Origin of the sequence: Alkalibacillus flavidus (genome assembly GCF_040545925.1) — a bacterium.
GTDB lineage: Bacteria > Bacillota > Bacilli > Bacillales > Alkalibacillaceae > Alkalibacillus > Alkalibacillus flavidus.
This window is the reverse complement of record NZ_JBEPMX010000003.1, coordinates 136,440-155,087: the sequence shown is the minus strand read 5'-3', so window position 1 is coordinate 155,087 and position 18,648 is coordinate 136,440. Positions and strand designations below refer to the sequence as shown.

Here is an 18,648-nt window from a genome sequence, read left to right as displayed (position 1 = left end):
ATTATATATCATACGTTCTGCTTAGTATTTCGGTAATGATTTGACATGAATTCAACTATTCAAAGGAGGAGAAAAAGATGTCAGCGAAACCAAAAGGAATTACGTCCTTTAGTAAAGCTGTCAAGACACCAGCGTTTATAATTTCAATCATATTTGGTGCGTTATTTGTTTTGGCAGGTGGATTTTTACCTGATTTTGATACTTATATTAATAATGCTTACAATTGGATCATCGAATATCTCGGTTGGTCATTTATTTTAGGGGCAAGTGCCTTTATTATTGTGACTGTCTTCTTAATTTTAAGCCCGTTAGGTGAAATTAAGCTAGGTGAAGATGATGAAAAACCAATGTATTCAACGCCAGCGTGGTTTGCGATGTTATTCAGTGCTGGTATGGGTATTGGTTTACTCTTCTGGGGTGCATCAGAGCCGATTAACCATTATGATTGGCCTGCAAGTGGTGGTGAAGGTGGTACCGCTGCTGCCCTTCATGATGCGCTTCAATATTCATTCTTCCACTGGGGCTTACACCCATGGGCGATTTATACTGTTGTGGCATTATCACTAGCGTATTTCTCATATCGTAAGAATTTACCGATGTTATTAAGTTCTGCATTAGAGCCGTTAATTGGTCGAGACAATTTAAATGGTTTTTGGGGTAACACAGTTAACATTATTGGTGTATTTTCAACGCTATTCGGTATTTCGACATCACTCGGTTTAGGTGTTATGCAAATCGGTGGTGGTTTTGAGCGACTGTTTGGTATTCCAAACGAGACAGGTCTTTGGATGGTTATTATTGCTGTTGTGACAACGCTAGCTATCCTTTCAACGACAACAGGTATTGATAAAGGGATTAAGTGGTTAAGTCAGGCAAACTTAGGTGTTGCCGGCATGCTATTATTGTTCGTCTTTATCTTAGGTCCAACATTATTCATCTTAGAAGCAATGACACATAGCACGGGTGGTTATTTACAAAACCTATTCTCTATGTCATTCGGAATTGATGCAGCCGGTGAAGGCGCAGATGGCTGGTATGATGCGTGGACAATCTTCTATTGGGCATGGTGGATTGCTTGGGCACCATTCGTAGGTTCCTTTATTGCACGTGTTTCTAGAGGACGTACAATCCGTAGCTTTGCGATTGGTGTTATGTTAGTACCAACGGCTGTCAGTATTTTCTGGTTCAGTGTCTTTGGTGGTACAGCGCTTTATAACGAGCATTTCACGGACAATAGTATTATGGACGCCGTGATGCAAGATGAGGCGCAAGGGTTCTTCGCGATGTTGGAAGGCTTCCCGTTCTCATCTGTGTTAATCGTGATTGCGATGATCTCATTAACCGTGTTCTTCATCACGTCATCTGACTCCGGTACGTATGTTATTGGTATGTTAACGTCGAAAGGTAATATGAACCCACCGATTGGCTTACGTATTACATGGGGTATTATCGAAGGTTTATTCGCAGCTGTATTACTTGCTGCAGGAGGTCTTGAAGCCTTACAGACAGCTTCCTTAATTGGTGGCTTCCCGTTCATGGTTATCATGTTCCTCATGATGTACAGCTTGATTTATGCACTGTATCAAGAGCTTGATGATGGTTCCTTACCACGTGAGCGTCAACGTATATATCAAGCACTTGAAGACCTTAGCGACGAAAACAAAGTGGCAGATGATGTCATTACAGATGATTACGAACAATCAAACAAATAAAATGTAATCCATAGCCTCCTAGCAATGCTAGGGGGTTTTTGTTTTATTGTGTGAAAAAAAGCGTTATTATGTTATACAATGGTACTGTGGCAATCTAAAAATTTTGTTTATGGTTATAGATTTTTGTTTCATGACGATATACACTATGACTAGACCTTTAAAGGAATAAAGGAAGGTATGAGCAGTTTTATGAATATATTGATTACAGGAGCGACGGGCTTTTTAGGAACTCAGCTCGTGCAGACATTAACGAATGAACAACACCACGTCTATTTATTAGTTCGCAATCGACAAAAGCTAGATGCGTTATATAAGACGCTGCCATCTGATAAGCATGATTTGGTGCACGTCGTAGAAGGTAATTTATTAGACGACCAATTAGGTGTATCTCAAGATGATTTACATGTGTTAACAGACACTATTGATGTTATGTATCACACGGCGGCTTATTTATCATTTGATGAAGATGAGCGTGATCGTGTCTTTGATATTAACTTAGAGGGAACAAAACGGGCGCTAAACGTTGCAAAACTGATTAACGCTCAAACGTTTATCCACGTCAGTACAGCGTATACGTTAGGTGAAGCGACAACAGGTTATGAAACGCTTCATCCGACTGATGCTAATTTTGTAAATACATATGAAGAAAGTAAGTGTTACGCCGAACACGCTGTCATGAATGAACAAGACAAACTTAATGTCATGATCGTTCGTCCAGCTATTATTATCGGGGATTCAGAGACAGGTGAAGCCGACACAACATTTGGTCTATATGGTATTTTAAGAACGGTTTATTTATTGAAGAAGCGAGCGGCACGCCGTGCGGATTCACCTGTTTATCGTTTGCTTATTGAGCAGGACACGGTCTCAAACCTTGTTCCAGTTAATTTTGTCATAAATGTCTTACACGCTGCGTTGCATCATGGACAACCAGGAACGATTTATCATGCAACAAACCCGAACCCACCAACAAATGGTGAGATTTTTGCTGCGATAAGAGAAGGACTTGATTTTAATCAAGTTAATATTGTGTCGTATGATGAACAGGAAAATTTAACAGATGAAGAATTACGGTTGAATCAGCCATTAGAAGTGTTCAAGCAATATTTGAACCGATCTATTTTGTTTGACCGAACGAATGTAACCAGTTTATTAAAAGCCGCCAATAAGGTGGACCTCACAATGGATCACGCGATGCTTTTGCGCATTGTGCATGGATTTTTGAACGAGACATCATGATAATCAATTGAGAGATCATGGGGGAGTTATATGGATTTTCAAAAACAAGACGGGAAACCATTATATCAACAGATCGCAAGTTGGATGACGGACAATATCCATAATGGAAGATGGAAGTCAGGCCACCAGTTACCACCTGAACAAGAGCTAGCTGAGCAAGTGGATACGAGTCGTGGTACGTTAAGAAAAGCCATCAAAAAACTCGTAAAACAAGGGTTACTTGAACAACGTCAAGGGCACGGGACGTTTGTAAAGCAACAGAAGATTTCGTATCCGTTTGCCCAAGAACTCGTATCATTCGCAGAAGCGATGGATATGAAAGGGTATGCCTATGAAACGGATGTAATCACACAAAAAATGATGCAACCGACTGATTGGGTACAAAATCATTTAGAGATTGGCTTGTATGATTTAGTGTATTATATTAAACGAATTCGTCGGGTTGATAATGAGCCAGCGTTAATTATCGAAAACTGGATTGCAGCCGATCGTTGCCCAGGTATTAACCGTGATGATTTTGATCGTAATGGGTTGTTTAAATCCATTGAGTCTTATGCGACATCCTCGATTTCATACGGCGTTCGAAAATTTGCTGCGAAAGCATTAACAGGTGAGGAAGCCGACTTGTTACAGTTATCTGAAGGTGATCCGGCACTATATTTAGACCAACAAACCTACGATGCTGAGGACATTCCGTTAGAGTGTTCGCGCATCGTGTTGCGTTCAGATCAATATGAAGTGACATCAGTTTTATATCGTTAATAAAAATCCACGCTTAAGGGTTAGCCCTAAAGCGTGGATTGTTTTATTAAGAACGATTTTGGTTTTGTTGGTTGCGTTTTTGGCCGCCTTGTTTGTTGTTGCGATGTCGACGGTTGTCACGGTTTTGATTTTGGTTACGGTTGCGATTGCCGCCACCTTTATAGCCGCCACCTTGGCCACCACCGCGGCCGCGATTGCGGTTGTTGTGTTGACCTTTTGCTTTTTTCGCACGTAATGGTTCAACAGCTGTCAGTTTAACCGGCGTTTGGCTCGGTTCTTTCGTTAACAGTTTAATCGCTGATGATACGACGTCAACGGCTTCTTCTTCTGATAAGAGACGTTTTGCTGCTTCGCGGTAGTCGTCACCTTCGTTCGCCCAAATCGTTTGGCGTAGTTGTTCGACCGCACCTTCTTGTAGCCCTTCTAAAACAGCTTCATACGACGGGATCGGTTTCTTGTCGATTTGGCGTTTCGTCAATTTCTCGATTGATTTCAAATGATCCATTTCGCGTGGCGTGACAAACGTATAGGCACTACCTTTTTCACCAGCGCGCCCTGTACGTCCAATACGGTGGACATAACTTTCTGGGTCTTGTGGTAAGTCGAAGTTATAAACGTGTGTTACACCTGAAATGTCGAGTCCGCGTGCTGCTACGTCCGTCGCCACGAGAATGTCCGTTGCTTGGTCTTTGAAGCGACGAATCACTTTCTCGCGTTTCACTTGTGGAATATCACCATGAATGCCTTCAGCTGAATAACCACGCTTCATTAACCCTTCAACGAGTTCATCGACACGTTTCTTCGTACGACCGAAGACGATTGCTAAATCAGGCGATTCGATATCCAATGAACGGCAAAGGACGTCGAATTTTTGGTTTTCTTTAACGTCATAGTAGTACTGATCGATGTGGTCGACCGTTAGTTCCTTTGATTTCACGCGGACGATTTCAGGTTGTTGCATGAATTTTTCCGCTAGCAATTGAATGCGTTTTGGCATCGTCGCTGAGAAAAGTAACGTTTGGTGTTCTTGCGGAATTTCCGCTAAAATCGCTTCGATGTCTTCGATGAAGCCCATGTTTAACATTTCGTCAGCTTCGTCTAAGACAGCTGTTTCAATGTTGTTTAATTTAATCGTACGACGGCGAATATGGTCTAATAAACGCCCTGGTGTCGCCGCAATAATTTGTGGACGACGTTTTAACGCTTTAATTTGGCGATTAATGTCTTGACCACCGTATACAGGGACGGTTTTCACGCCTTTCGTTTGGCCGATGCGATTTAATTCTTCGCCGACTTGGATCGCTAACTCACGTGTTGGCGCGATAACGATGCCTTGAATATTTGGGTTGTTCGGATCGATTTTTTGTATCATCGGAACACCGAATGCGGCTGTTTTACCTGTTCCTGTTTGTGCTTGGCCGATCATGTCTTTACCGGCGATTGCAGTAGGGATAGCCTCTGCTTGGATCGGGGTCATCGTTTCAAACCCCATGTTTTCGACGGCTTTGAGCACGTCATTTTCAATGTTCAATTCACTAAATGTTTTCAAACTTGTTCCTCCTAAAAATGATTCTTTCTTATAGTTATCTTTAACAAAAAATAGGATTTCAATTTATTTTTTCGAAAAGGTTCGTGTGTGTTAAATGGCTCGGGGCTGCGGGGGTGGCGAGATGTTTTATCTAAATAGCTCTGTTAAAGTCATAACTAGGGTTGTCATAGCTTGTGATCACGATCATGATTTTAACAGAACCATCTAAATAAAAAACGCAGCCTATCCAAAATGAGGAAAAAAAGCGCCTTCCACCATTTAGTAGCTACGTAACTTTTCTTCATATCCAAACTTGTTAAGACGATTCATTATAACCTGATTGTGTGTAAAAAGTCAATTCAAACTACTTAAGTTGTTTCGTATAGGGCTCTATTTTGTGTGTATTTTTTGGTATAATGGTCGTAAATACAATGATAAAAAGGGGACAACTTATGATTAGCGTAACATATTCAGGTAATTTAAATCATGTCATAACAGATGAAAAATGGAACGAGCTACACACGATTCATCATCAATTATACCAAAAACAAGGGGCAGGTAGCGAGTTTTTAGGCTGGTTGGACTGGCCTAGTAACGCGAGTGAATCATGGCTTGGTCATATACAACAGACAGCTGAACGTATTCGTGAGCAAGCGGATGTTTTAATTGTGATCGGGATTGGTGGTTCATATTTAGGGGCAAAAGCCGTTATTGAAGCGTTAAGTCCTTATTTTCAGACAGAGAAGGAATTCGAAGTGATTTTTGCTGGACAGCATGTAAATGGGGCGTATTTAAAACAACTGATGCAGTATGTTGAAGGGCGTGACGTTGCGTTAAACGTCATATCGAAATCAGGGACGACGACAGAACCGGCGCTTGCGTTTCGATTTCTACAACAATATATGACTGATCGTTACGGAAGTGAAGCGGCTGAGCGTATTTACGTGACGACAGATGCGAATAAAGGGGCATTATTAGATTTAGCAAAGCAGAAAGGGTATCAGCGATTTGTCGTACCAGATGATGTCGGCGGCCGTTATTCAGTGCTAACGGCGGTTGGTTTATTGCCGATTGCTGCAGCAGGGTTTGATATTAAAGCGCTCGTTCAAGGAGCTCACGCAGCTGAGAATGAATTGAGTGATTTATCGAAAGACAACCCAGCGATTCAATACGCTGCGCTTCGCCATCATTTATATGAAGAAGGCTTCACGAATGAAGTGTTGGCCACGTTCGAACCGGCGCTTTCATATGTGCAAGAGTGGTGGAAGCAGTTATACGGTGAGAGTGAAGGAAAGGAGCAAAAAGGTATTTTCCCTGTATCAGTCACATACACGACTGATTTACATTCATTAGGCCAATACATCCAAGATGGTAAACGCAATTTGTTTGAAACGTTTATGATTTTAGATGAGGCGGATGATGATTTAGACGTGTTTGAAGCAACAGACGATGCTGATCAGCTGAATTATTTAGCAGGCACGTCGCTGCACGATTTTAATTTAGTCGCCTATGAAGGCACGTCCCAAGCACATTTGTCAGGTGGCGTACCACAAGTCGCGATCCGTTTGCCAAAACTGGATGAGTACCATTTAGGCTATTTCTTATATTTCTTCATGTTAAGCTGTGCTTACAGTGCTTATCAGTTAGACATTAACCCATTCGACCAACCAGGCGTCGAAGCGTATAAGACAAATATTTTCAAACTGCTTAAGAAGCCAGGGTTTGAGAGCTGAAACTAAAAGAGGTTGGGACAGAAGTATTTTCGATTGTACAAAAGACGAATGTTTGAGCAACATAACAGTTTAGCACTTAATTAAGCGGAATCAAAACACGTAGACGCCTGGTCGACTAAGTTCGGTCACGTCCTGCGCCTGCGAGTACTCGGCGCAGAATTAGTCAAGGAAGCTTATGAAATCAGCTTTTGTGACCAACGTCGACATTAGACCGTCCGGGTCGTCACGGGAATAGCACGAAGGCGCACAGGACGTGGGTCACTTCGGCGTTCGGACAGGACGTCCGGTACTTAGCCGAAGTTCCTTTGTCCCCCGAGGGATGCACCTGCGTCTTCTCGTATCGCTTCGAAGCAGGCTTCCTCGGTGCAAGTTGCAAGGAAGCATATTCGATGAGGTTGCCTGGCTCGAGCCGTGCCCCGGTAAAGGAAACACGGCGATTGCGCCAGCAGAGCAGATGTTGAGCTTATGTCACGAAGAACCAAGCGAAGTGTTTTGATGAAGCGTCATTCAAACAGGAAACCCGAACAATTTATTTTATTAAAATTGTTCGGGTTTTACTTTGTATGAGTTACTTTTGACTCAGCCTCTTTGTTATTGTAATCGATATAACCTTGCTTCGTATGGTTTGAATGTATTTGACATTTGATTCATATTACTTAGCAACAAGAGTGGTGTGTCGTATTGATTCAAAATGTCTGTTTCGACGTATTGTTCGCTGAGGTTTGTAATGATAAGAAATTGCTCATTACCAAGTGTACGCGTGTAAGCGAACAGATGCGGGTGATCCTCTAACATCAAATCATATTGGCCATAAATCAATGTATGATTTTCTTTTCTTAATTGGATCATACGTTGATAAAACGATAGAACAGAATTCGGGTCTTCTTGTTGCTCCGCTACATTAACCTTTACATAATTTGGGTTCACTTTTAACCACGGAGTTCCCGTCGTAAAACCAGCCTGCGCTTCATCACTCCATTGCATCGGCGTTCTTGCATGGTCGCGACTCGTAATATTAAGTGTTTCCAAGATAGTGTTTTCATCTACACCTTGTTGACGTTGCAAACGATAATAATTATGATCTTTGACGTCATTGAATTCATCAATAGAATGGAAATGGTTATTGGTCATGCCGATCTCTTGGCCTTGGTAGATAAAAGGTGTCCCTTTCATAAAGAAATACATCATGCCTAATGCTGTCGAACATTCATACCAATGAGTCTTGTCATTTCCCCAAGTTGATACAGCACGTGGAATGTCGTGATTTTCAATGAATAATGCATTCCAACCATCAGTTTCCAAAGTGTGCTGCCATCTGGTGAGCACTTCTTTAAGTTGTGGTACATCGACACCCGTTTTGCCGTCTTGGTCCCATAAGTCGAGGTGTTCGAACTGAAAAATCATACTAAATTTACCTTCACGTTCGCCAACCCAACGATGAATATCATCTGTGCCGACACCATTTGCTTCTGCTACAGTCATTACATCATAATGGGCGAGCGTATGGTCATAAAGCTCTTGTAGGTGGTCGTGGATGCCGTCATTATTCATCATATGTTCCCACGGCGGTTCTACGTCGCTTTTCGCATCAGGTAACCCTTCAGTTTTCTTCATATGCGTAATGGCATCAACTCGGAATCCGTCGATCCCTTTATCGAGCCACCAGTTCATCATGTCATAAATCGCTTGTCTCACGTCGCTATTTTCCCAATTCAAGTCTGGTTGTTTGCGGGAAAATAAGTGCAAATAATATTGATCGGTTAGCTCGTCATATTCCCAAGCGGGACCGCCGAAAATACTTTGCCAATTGTTTGGTTGATCAGCCCATATGTACCAATCGCGTTTCGGATTGTCCTTGCTTTGGCGTGATTCGATAAACCATGCGTGTTCATCGCTCGTATGATTGACGACTAAATCAATAATTAAACGCATGCCACGTCGGTGAGTTTCATCAAGTAAACGGTCGAAATCGTCCATCGTGCCGAACTCGGCTAAAATTGCTTGATAATGACTGATGTCATAACCGTTATCATCATTAGGTGATTCGTAAAACGGGGATACCCATATGACATCGATGCCTAGGTTTTGTAAGTAGTCGAGTTTTTCGATAATACCTTGTAAGTCACCGATGCCATCCCCATTAGAATCGTAAAAGCTTCGCGGATAGACTTGGTACGCGACAGCTTCTTTCCACCATATTGTCCCTTCCATGTGATCGTCCTTTCTAAGGTAGTTGTCGGCATGAACCGCGTTTGATTAATGTAGATGGTACAATAACATGTTGTTCCTCTGTATCAGGGTCGTTAATTTTATTAATTAATAACCGATTTGCTTCGTATCCTAAGTCATAAATCGAAATATCGACTGACGTTAACGGCGGTCTAAGATGTTCGGAAATCTTATGGTTGTTAAAGCTAACAATCGATAAGTCGTATGGCACGGATATAGCTAATTCTTCTAAATAACGAATCACTTCGTAGGCAACGAGGTCATCGTGTGTCACGATCGCTGTGGGTGGTTGATCCATATTCATTAAATTGAGCGTTGCATCACGGCTCAAACTCGCGGTTTCTTCTTCATTAATAAAATACTGTTCGTTAAATGGGATGCCAGCATCAGCTAACGCTTGTTGGTAACCCTTTAGACGATCTTGTGACACGATGTAGTCTAAGCCACCTCCGACAAAAGCAATCCGCTCGTGACCAAGTTCGATTAAGTAATGCACGGCTTCTTTTGCATTATCGACGTTATTGTTGTCGACATATGTGAATTGATCCGGGTTTTCGAATGGGCGTCCGACAATCGTGAATGGAATCGACGAATTGGCTAAATAATTCATCGTCGCGTCGTTTTGTCTAGAGTAAAGTAAGATGATGCCATCGACTCGTCTTCCTTGAACCATTGACACGACTTCATTATAAACTTCTTCTTCGTTAGCCCCTGTCGTTAAATAAAGTCCATATTGATTGTCGTGAGCCACAGAGGAAATACCGCGCAATACTTCAGGGAAGAACGGGTTTTGAAAGGATAATGTCGCTGAGTTGGCCATCACGACGCCTATCGTATTCGTTTTATTACTGACTAAATTCCGCGCTTGGAAGTTTGGGTAGTAGCCGAGTTCTTCCATGACATCACGGACGCGTTGTTTCGTTTCTTCTGTAATGCGTGAATTATTCGCAATCACTCGCGACACAGTAGAAGGCGAAACATTTGCTTTTTTAGCTACGTCTTTAATCGTTACGGCCACACGCGTCACTCCTCTAGTTATTTCACAGCACCTTCTGTTACCCCTTTAATAATCGCCCGTTGAGCAAAGAAGTAACCAATAATAACTGGCAAGATTGCTAGCGTTAAACCTGCCATTGCTAAATGCCATTGTGTCGTATATTGGCCGAAGAAGTAAAACATGCGAAGTGGGATCGTTTCACTTCCAGGGTTATTGATCACTAATGATGGCAGTAAATAGTCATTCCAAATCCAGATTGTATTTAAAATCCCGACGGTCACTGTAATCGGTTTAAGCATAGGGAAAACAATGTACCAAAAGATTTGGAATTTATTAGCCCCATCAATTCGTGCTGCTTCATCCAACGTTTCTGGTATATTATTTAACGCCCCGTGGTAAAGGAAAATCGATAAGCTCGAACCGAATCCGAGGTACATGAAAATCAATCCACCACGGTTTAATAAATCGACTTCACCGAATAATGAAACTAACGGAATCATAACAGATTGGAACGGAATGAGCATGGCTGAAATGAAAATGAATAAAATTACCGTACTCACTTTACTTTTCGTACGAGCTAGCGCATAAGCTGCCATTGCCGAGAAAAAGATAATGATCACAATACTTAACCCTGTGACTAATATCGAGTTAAATAGTGTTTGCATGAAGTTCATTTCTTGAAATGCTTCAACATAGTTGCTGAAGTCGAAAGAAGACGGTGGATTCAACGTCCCTTCAAACAGTTCCCGTTGTGATTTAAACGAGTTCACGAACATTAAATAAAACGGGGCTATCCAGATGAGTCCGAGTAAAATTCCGAGCAGTTCAACACGCCATTTCTTCCATTTCATTACATCTGCACCTCCCGTTTCTTATTAAAGTAAACTTGAACTAATGTAATCGTCGCGACAACGATGAAAAAGATAACCGCTTTAGACTGTGCATAGGCAAATGAATTTTGCACGAATGCGGTATTGTAAATTTCCATCGCTAACATTTCCGTCGAATTATACGGACCGCCGTCTGTTAAGGCTAAGTTTTGATCGTACAATTTGAATGTATTAGATAAAGTTAAAAACATACTGACCGTGAATGCCGGTGCAACGAGCGGAAATATGATGTGACGAAATCGTTGCCATGCTGTTGCGCCATCAATATGAGCGGCCTCGATTAGTTCTTTTGATACACCTTGTAAGTACGCGATATAAATAACCATGATGTAACCGGACATTTGCCAGCTCATCAAGATGACTAATCCCCAGAAACCAGTTGTCGTTGTCGATAGCCAGCCTTGCATCGCTTCGATCCCAAACGCTTGGCCGATGTTGGCAAACACACGGATGAAAATAAACTGCCAAATAAACCCGAGAATAAGGCCGCCAATTAAGTTCGGCATAAAGAAAACGGTCCGTAGTAAATTGTTCGTCTTAATTTTCGACGTCACAATTAATGCGAGCGATAAGCCGATGACATTGATTAAAATGACACTTGCGACTGAGAATTTGATCGTAAACCAAAGAGAATCGATGAATCGCTCATCTTGCAAGGCTTTGATATAGTTTTCGAACCCTACAAAATCACCTGTCTCGATTCCGTTCCATTCGGTGAACGAGTAATATGTACCAACACCTAGTGGTAAGATGACAACGGTGATCAGTGCAAACAGGACTGGTGTTAAAAATAGCCAATATGATACGTCTTTGATACGCACGTTGATCTCTCCCTTGTGTAACGCCTGAAAATGAAACAAAGTAGCAAAGCTGCTACTTTGTTTCGTGTCAGGCTGTAACCTATTATTCTGATCTAGAAGATTCCCATGCTTCTTGGGTTTCAGTTATAATCTCATCCCAACTTGCTTCGTCGCTGAGGTACTTCTGGATTTGTGCGCCCATTTGGTCTTCACCCCAACCTGTTGGGTAACCCATGAACACCCAACCGATTGTTTGATCGTTATTGGAGTATTCATAAATTGTACGAGATAATGGATCGCTAACGTCTTCTGCATTGTAACCTTCATAGGCTGGTAAGAAGTTAAAGTCATTTACGACAGCTTCTTTACCTGTTTCAGATGTGTATAGCCAATCTAAGAAATCTTTTGATGCTTGAACTTCTGCTTCGTCTTTGTTGCTGTTCACACCCCAATACATTGGTACACCGACAGGCATAACGTCTTCTTCATAACCTTCGACAGGAATTGGCATTAAGTCAATGTTTTCTGCCGCAAAGTCTGGCGCAATGCCTTCGATTGTTGGATACACCCAGTTACCTTGCTGGATAATCGCAACACGTTCAAGTGAGAATAATTCTTCTACTTGTTGTGAGTAGTTAAGGCTAACTGTTGGTTGAACAGAATACTCGTTTTGTAAATCAACGATCGACTTGAATGCATCACTATATTCGAAATCTACTGAATCAGCGTTATATGCATTCATCACGTTGTTATCGAATTCTGGTGCTAAGAACGTGTTAGATAAGTGTAAACCAGTTACCCATGTTTCAGAACCAGGGAAAGCGAATACGGCATCCAGACCGAGTTCGTCTTTTTGCGAGTCTAATGTTTCAACAGCTGATACGAGGTCGTCATAACTCTTGATCGATTCTGCATCAATACCAGCTTCTTCGAAAATACGTGTATTATAAATCAATCCGTAACCTTCTTGGTTGTAAGGTAAGCCGTAAACACCATCATTGACGGAAACACCTTCTAGTGTCCCTTGTAAGGCAGCGTCAGCAGCTTCAGTGTCTGATAAGTCTGCTAAGTAATCTTCCCAATCTTCTACGTCTTGCGGTCCACCGACGTTAAAAATCGACGGTTCGTTACCTGAATTAAAACGTGAACGAAGGGCTGAACCGTAATCTTCCCCACCACCAACTGTTGTGATGTTGATGTCGACATCTGGGTTTTCTTCTTCATAAGTACTTGCTAACTCTTCAAATTGCTCACGGAATTCAACTTTAAATTGAAAGACGTCAACTTCTGTTTTGGCATCGCTACCACCGTCAGCTGATTCGTCGTCTCCTCCGCAACCAGCGAGTAATCCACCAGTTAGCACTAATGTCCCCAATACGCTTGTGCTCCACTTTTTCCAATTCATTGAACAAAATCCCCCTAAAATGAATGATTGCGAAAACGTTTGCACAAATGGTCAAAAAAAAGATGCGAAAACGCTTTCATGTTTTGTAACTCATATAATAGCATAATGAAAACGTTTGCGCAACACCATTTATTAAAAAGATTTTCACATAAAAACGAGGCACGTACTCAAGCCTCGTTTGAGTGGTTTATACATCGAGAACGAGTGACGCTGCGCCGAGCATCCCTGCGTCGTTTTCGTATTGAGCTGTTGTGACGTGGATAGGGTTTAGCAAGTGATGGTTCAATTCGTCGTGTAAATAATCAAACCATTGATCTGCGGATTCAGAAACACCACCACCAATAACGACGGTATCCATATCAAAAATCGCTTGAAGGGAGCTAATCACAACAGCTAAATCGCTCGTAAATGCTTTAACAAGTGCTTCAGCTTCAGGGTCATCAGTTATATGTTCGAATAATGTTTCCGGTGTGTAAGTTAACCCTGCTTCTTCAATGCGTCGTTTTAACGCTGTGCCCGAAACGTACTGTTCAGCACAGCCGTTGTGACCACATGGGCATGGATGGCCGTGTGGATATAAGATCATATGGCCGATCTCAGCTGCTCCGCCATTTGGTCCGCCACTAACGACATAACCGTCTAAAATAACACCGCCACCTAGACCAGTACCAAGCGTTAAGCAAACGGAACGCTCTGAATCTTTAGCAGCACCAAGCTTAGCTTCGGCGAGCGCTGCGACATTGGCATCATTATCAACTTCGACTCGGCGATTAGTTGCAAGTTCGAGTTGTGTTTTAACTTCTGTATTCGACCAACCCGGTAATAGCTCTGTCGCATAGACGACGCGTCCGCGCTTCGAATCGACGAAACCGTGCGTACCAATGCCGATTCGTTCAATTTCAGGATGTTTTTCCAACACGTTTAAAATTTCGTTTTCTAATGTATCGTATAGTGGGAATGTTGTTGGGACTTTCGTGTCAAGATGGACCTTGTAATCGTCATCGATTATACCGAAGCGGATTTTGGTCCCGCCAATATCAACACCAAGGACTTTCATGTTATTCAACCTCCTTCATGTTTCGCAACACGATCGTTTCATACGGGCGCAATTGACTGTTAGATAATATACCATCATCGTAATTATGAATCATGATCTCCCCATTTGGGATCTCAGTAAGAGTGATCGTGTCGCTACTAAAATTGCAATAAACGGTCCAATTTTCATGACCATTGTTTCGCGTATAAGCGAAGAGCTGAGGGTGATCTCGTTCAAGTAATGTGAAATCCCCGTTTGTAACAATATCGTATTGTTTTCGCATCGCGATGAGTTGTTGATAATAAGAATATATCGATTGCTCACTGTTTTGGTCGTGTTTCACGTTAATCGTTTGATAGTTTGGATTAACTGCTAACCAAGGTGTCCCGGTGGTAAATCCAGCGTTTTCATCGTCAGACCATTGCATTGGCGTCCGCGCGTTATCACGACTGACGTGATGAATTTGGTCTAAAACCGTCGCTTCATCAATTCCAACCGTCCGTTTCTCGTCGTACATATTTAAGGTTTCGATGTCTCTATAGTCGTCAATGGATGAGAAGGAAACATTAGTCATCCCGATCTCTTCGCCTTGATAGACGTAAGGCGTTCCTTGCATCATATGGAGGCAAGTCGCAAGCATGGTTGCGGATTCGTAACGGTACGTTTGGTCATCCCCGAAGCGCGAGACGATTCTCGGTTGATCGTGATTGTTCCAATATAAACTGTTCCACCCTTTGTTATGCAAGGCGTGTTGCCATTTTTCTAGATTGTCCTTTAAATCGATTAAATTGAGTGGCTGGTAGTTAAACTTATCATCAGGTGCATGGTCTAAATCCATATGTTCAAACGTGAAAATCATGTTCACTTCATGGTTATCGGGGTTCGTATAGATTTGCGCGTCTTCAGGTGACGTGCCTGGCATTTCGCCGACTGTGACACAATCGTAGTGTTGGAGGACGTTGTCGTGCATCTCGCGCAAAAATTCATGAATCCTCGGACCGTTCATAAAGTACGGACTGCCGTCTCCGTTTTCCCCGTCAGGTAAGTCAGGGTGTTTGGAAATGAAATTAATGACATCCATGCGAAAGCCATCGACGCCTTTTTGAAGCCACCAGTGCATCATGTCGTAAATCGCTTGTCTAAGTTCAGGGTTCTCCCAATTGAGGTCGGGTTGTTTTTTGCTAAATAAGTGTAAGTAATACTGACCACGCGAGTCATCATATTCCCACGCAGATCCGCCGAAGATCGATCCCCAATTATTCGGTTGGTCACGCCATATGTAAAAGTCTGGTCGTTCTTCAAACCACGGATGTTCATCAGAGGTGTGATTCACGACTAAATCCATGACGAGTTTCATTCCGCGTCGATGCACTTCTTCAAGTAGTTGGTCGAAATCAGCCATTGTGCCAAAGTCGGAATGGATTTGGTAGTAATCCCGAATATCATACCCGTTATCATCATTCGGTGAGTTATAAACTGGACTGAGCCAAATGATGTCGATCCCGAGTGTCTTTAAATAATCGAGCTTTTGGATAATACCGGGAATATCACCGATTCCATCACCGTTTGAATCGTTGAAGCTTCGCGGGTAAATTTGATAAACCGTTGCTTGTTGCCACCATGTTGTCATAAGGTTTCTCCTTTCCTTTCTGTGGATGCGGTTTCATATTGGATTATTATATCATGTTTTAATGGATTGTCGATGAGGCAGTAACGTTAATTCGAGCAATTTAGGGGAGGATTCAAGCACATTTTAGAGAGATTCCTGCACTTTTGGCCATGATTCAGGCACATTTTAGAGAGATTCCTGCACTTTTGGATGTGATTCAGGCACTTTTAGACATGATTCCTGCACTTTGAGGTAGGGTGAATGTTTGTTTATGAAATGTAAGAAAATCGCTAACGAAATTAGCATAAAATAATGTTAAACTATAAGTTAGAGTTAAATTCGTGATAAAGGAAGTTAGGGATGACGGAACATAATATAACGCGTATTCAATTAGATGATAAAGAAGTCGTGCTCGTGGGTACAGCGCACGTGTCGAAGCAAAGCGCGGAGCAAGTTCGTGATGTGATTGAAGCGGAACAGCCGCAGTCAGTTTGTGTTGAGCTTGATGAACAGCGCTATCAATCGGTGCGTGACGGCAACAAGTGGAAGAACATGAACATTTTTAAAGTCGTCAAAGAGAAGAAGTCGACGCTTTTATTAATGAACATGATGATTTCATCGTTTCAAAACCGTGTGGCGAAGCAGTTCGGGATTAAGCCAGGACAAGAAATGGTGCAAGGGATTGAGTCGGCAGAAGAAGTCGGAGCAGAGTTAGTGTTAGCTGACCGTAATATCCAGACGACGTTTTCACGCGTTTGGCGAAGCATTGGCATGTCAGGCCGTGCGAAGTTAATGATGTCGGTGTTTTATAGTATCTTTAACCGTGAGACGATTTCAGAAGAAGAGCTTGAGAAGATGAAGCAACAAGATATGTTGAATTCAGTGATGCAGGAGTTTACTGAAGCGTTTCCGCGGTTGAAAAAACCGTTAATTGACGAGCGCGATCAATATTTAGCTGAGAAAATTAAGCAAGCACCGGGTGAGAAAGTGGTCGCTGTATTAGGTGCCGCGCACGTGCCGGGTGTGAAGCGGGAAATTCACCGCGAGCAAAGTCTTGATCAATTAACGACCGTGCCACCAAAATCAAAGGTACCGAAGATAATCGGTTGGGCGATTCCGTTAGTGATTGTGTCATTAATTTTATACACGTTCATGAACAATCCAGGGGCGGCGTATCAACAGACGTTAAGTTGGATTATTTGGAACGGGTCGTTATCTGCGATTGGTGCCGCGGTTGCGTTAGGGCACCCGCTTACCGTGATCACCGCATTTCTTGTTGCGCCGCTTAGCTCGCTGAACCCGATGCTTGCAGCAGGGTGGTTTGCTGGGTTGACGCAGACGTGGATTCGTAAGCCGAACGTGTCACATTTTGAGAATTTGTCAGAAGATGTTCAGTCGCTTAAAGGTTTTTGGCAAAACAAAGTGACGCGGATTTTATTAATCGTCGTGTTAACGAATATCGGTAGTTCGCTCGGTACATTTATTGGCGGCGCTGATGTCATTCGTGTCTTTTTAGAAAATTTATAAATGATCATGAAACATGTCGTGTTAATCGCGGCATGTTTTTTGTTGTGAAATTGAGTTGTTTTGTTATGATAGAATTTGGATTTATAGGGAAACGTTTGGGAGTAGAGGAGCCGGAAGATGAAACATAAAAGAAGACGAACGATTATTAAAATGGGGATATATATCGGTGTGATCGTGACGGTCGCGTTTTTAATTGGATTTTATTTGTTACAGCTCCGAATTGTTGCTTTTCAAGATGAGCAGGCTGATCGGGCGATTGAAAGTGTGCGAACGGCGATGACGTCATCACAAGAAGCGGCGGACACGATTGAACATATGATTGAACAACAGCTTTATACATCGTCTAAAGGGATTATGAATGACTTAAGAGGGCGTGAGTTGGACTCGATCAGTAAGAAAGAACTACGGCAATTAGCTGAGCGTTGGGAGGTAGAAGAGATTTCGCTTTGGCAACGTGAAGCGGACGATATTGTCGTGAAACAATCGACGGATGATTCGCAAATCGGGCTGTCCTCAAAAGATTGGGGTTATTGGTATACGGCGTTTGATCAATTGATGTCTGAGGAAGACGTGACAGTTGATGAAGGCTATGCGCGGGACAATTTTTGGGTCGGACCGATTTCACGAGCGGAATTATTTGATTATATTTACTATAAGTTTGCTTATTATTATGACGGGACGACGGATTTTATGGTGAATGCGTTTATAAAGGATGAAGATATTTATAATGTGACGTTTGAGTCGGGGCCGTCGGATATGATTTCGCAATTAGAGGAAAATCATGACGTGATTGAAGAGATTGCTGTCGTGAATGGACCGGCTTATTTGGCTGGGGATGACCATGAAGTGATCGAGCCAGCGACAGACATTCCTGTGTTGTACGGTCATATGACGCTTGATGTGTCAGGTGATGCAGGGCGAATTGAAGCGGCAGTGGAAGAAGGTGAGGTTCAGTCAGTCGAGTTTGAGCATGATGGTGCGTCTTACCGGAAGTTATTCCAGCCGTTAGAGCAAGATCGAGTCATAGTCATTGCATTGAATTTGGATACGGAAAATGAGTTCAAAGCACAATTCATGTGGCTTTACGTGGCGACTGGTGCATTAACGTTATTGCTAGTGGTGTTTGCTTTACGGTCTGTGGCGAAGAAAGTGGATTCGCCTAATAGCGAATCGTAGAATAA

The 18,648-nt window shown here is 42.4% G+C and carries 14 protein-coding genes; 6 read left to right on the top strand and 8 right to left on the bottom strand.

Annotation, left to right across the window (positions count from 1 at the left end):
• Positions 1-77 precede the first annotated feature (77 nt).
• The 3 genes from ABID56_RS04695 (at position 78) to ABID56_RS04685 (ending at position 3,713) form a co-directional block, all read left to right on the top strand.
• On the top strand, positions 78-1,712 hold the full coding sequence (locus ABID56_RS04695) for a BCCT family transporter (RefSeq protein ID WP_354219461.1): 1,635 nt from the start codon (positions 78-80) through the stop codon (positions 1,710-1,712).
• Positions 1,713-1,901: 189 nt separating this feature from the next.
• A complete protein-coding gene (locus tag ABID56_RS04690; protein WP_354219460.1) occupies positions 1,902-2,951 on the top strand; it encodes an SDR family oxidoreductase in 1,050 nt (349 codons plus the stop codon).
• A 30-nt stretch (positions 2,952-2,981) separates the two neighbouring features.
• The gene (locus ABID56_RS04685; protein WP_354219459.1) at positions 2,982-3,713 is read left to right on the top strand and encodes a GntR family transcriptional regulator; all 732 of its coding nucleotides are present in this window, start codon (positions 2,982-2,984) and stop codon (positions 3,711-3,713) included.
• A gap of 46 nt (positions 3,714-3,759) precedes the next feature.
• Here ABID56_RS04685 and cshA read toward each other — a convergent pair whose 3' ends face one another.
• Complete coding sequence (gene cshA, locus ABID56_RS04680; RefSeq protein ID WP_354219458.1) at positions 3,760-5,262, bottom strand: degradosome RNA helicase CshA; 1,503 nt, start codon at positions 5,260-5,262, stop codon at positions 3,760-3,762.
• A gap of 431 nt (positions 5,263-5,693) precedes the next feature.
• Here cshA and ABID56_RS04675 point away from each other — a divergent pair, with 431 nt between their 5' ends.
• Positions 5,694-6,974, top strand: coding sequence for a glucose-6-phosphate isomerase (locus ABID56_RS04675; protein WP_354219457.1), 1,281 nt, complete (start codon positions 5,694-5,696; stop codon positions 6,972-6,974).
• A gap of 591 nt (positions 6,975-7,565) precedes the next feature.
• Here the strand turns inward: ABID56_RS04675 and ABID56_RS04670 are convergent.
• From ABID56_RS04670 to ABID56_RS04640, 7 genes are all read right to left on the bottom strand, one after another.
• Complete coding sequence (locus tag ABID56_RS04670; RefSeq protein WP_354219456.1) at positions 7,566-9,185, bottom strand: glycoside hydrolase family 13 protein; 1,620 nt, start codon at positions 9,183-9,185, stop codon at positions 7,566-7,568.
• Positions 9,186-9,198: 13 nt separating this feature from the next.
• On the bottom strand, positions 9,199-10,221 hold the full coding sequence (locus ABID56_RS04665) for a LacI family DNA-binding transcriptional regulator (protein WP_354219455.1): 1,023 nt from the start codon (positions 10,219-10,221) through the stop codon (positions 9,199-9,201).
• A 17-nt stretch (positions 10,222-10,238) separates the two neighbouring features.
• Entirely contained in the window at positions 10,239-11,051 is an 813-nt protein-coding gene (locus ABID56_RS04660; RefSeq protein ID WP_354219454.1) for a carbohydrate ABC transporter permease, read from the bottom strand.
• Positions 11,051-11,911 (bottom strand): carbohydrate ABC transporter permease, encoded by an 861-nt coding sequence (locus ABID56_RS04655; protein WP_354219453.1) that lies wholly within the window; start codon positions 11,909-11,911, stop codon positions 11,051-11,053. Before ABID56_RS04655 ends, ABID56_RS04660 begins: the two co-directional genes overlap by 1 nt.
• Positions 11,912-11,993: 82 nt before the next feature.
• Positions 11,994-13,295, bottom strand: a complete 1,302-nt coding sequence (locus tag ABID56_RS04650) for an ABC transporter substrate-binding protein (RefSeq protein ID WP_354219452.1) — start codon at positions 13,293-13,295, stop codon at positions 11,994-11,996.
• Positions 13,296-13,482: 187 nt separating this feature from the next.
• Positions 13,483-14,352: an ROK family protein gene (locus ABID56_RS04645; protein ID WP_354219451.1), complete on the bottom strand. Its 870-nt coding sequence runs from the start codon at positions 14,350-14,352 to the stop codon at positions 13,483-13,485.
• A gap of 1 nt (position 14,353) precedes the next feature.
• Positions 14,354-15,961, bottom strand: a complete 1,608-nt coding sequence (locus ABID56_RS04640; protein WP_354219450.1) for an alpha-glucosidase — start codon at positions 15,959-15,961, stop codon at positions 14,354-14,356.
• Positions 15,962-16,300: 339 nt separating this feature from the next.
• Between ABID56_RS04640 and ABID56_RS04635 the strand changes: the two genes are divergently transcribed.
• Together ABID56_RS04635 and ABID56_RS04630 are read left to right on the top strand one after the other, a co-directional pair.
• The gene (locus tag ABID56_RS04635; protein ID WP_354219449.1) at positions 16,301-17,467 is read left to right on the top strand and encodes a TraB/GumN family protein; all 1,167 of its coding nucleotides are present in this window, start codon (positions 16,301-16,303) and stop codon (positions 17,465-17,467) included.
• Between the two features lie 117 nt (positions 17,468-17,584).
• The gene (locus tag ABID56_RS04630; RefSeq protein WP_354219448.1) at positions 17,585-18,643 is read left to right on the top strand and encodes a hypothetical protein; all 1,059 of its coding nucleotides are present in this window, start codon (positions 17,585-17,587) and stop codon (positions 18,641-18,643) included.
• Positions 18,644-18,648: the final 5 nt, after the last annotated feature.

Excerpts from the sequence above, each read along its gene's own strand:
- ABID56_RS04695 (WP_354219461.1), top strand. The coding sequence starts at position 78 with ATGTCAGCGAAACCAAAAGGAATTACGTCCTTTAGTAAAGCTGTCAAG.
- ABID56_RS04690 (WP_354219460.1), top strand. The coding sequence starts at position 1,902 with ATGAATATATTGATTACAGGAGCGACGGGCTTTTTAGGAACTCAGCTC.
- ABID56_RS04685 (WP_354219459.1), top strand. The coding sequence starts at position 2,982 with ATGGATTTTCAAAAACAAGACGGGAAACCATTATATCAACAGATCGCA.
- ABID56_RS04675 (WP_354219457.1), top strand. The coding sequence starts at position 5,694 with ATGATTAGCGTAACATATTCAGGTAATTTAAATCATGTCATAACAGAT.
- ABID56_RS04670 (WP_354219456.1), bottom strand. The coding sequence starts at position 9,185 with ATGGAAGGGACAATATGGTGGAAAGAAGCTGTCGCGTACCAAGTCTAT.
- ABID56_RS04660 (WP_354219454.1), bottom strand. The coding sequence starts at position 11,051 with ATGAAATGGAAGAAATGGCGTGTTGAACTGCTCGGAATTTTACTCGGA.
- ABID56_RS04650 (WP_354219452.1), bottom strand. The coding sequence starts at position 13,295 with ATGAATTGGAAAAAGTGGAGCACAAGCGTATTGGGGACATTAGTGCTA.
- ABID56_RS04645 (WP_354219451.1), bottom strand. The coding sequence starts at position 14,352 with ATGAAAGTCCTTGGTGTTGATATTGGCGGGACCAAAATCCGCTTCGGT.
- ABID56_RS04640 (WP_354219450.1), bottom strand. The coding sequence starts at position 15,961 with ATGACAACATGGTGGCAACAAGCAACGGTTTATCAAATTTACCCGCGA.
- ABID56_RS04635 (WP_354219449.1), top strand. The coding sequence starts at position 16,301 with ATGACGGAACATAATATAACGCGTATTCAATTAGATGATAAAGAAGTC.
- ABID56_RS04630 (WP_354219448.1), top strand. The coding sequence starts at position 17,585 with ATGAAACATAAAAGAAGACGAACGATTATTAAAATGGGGATATATATC.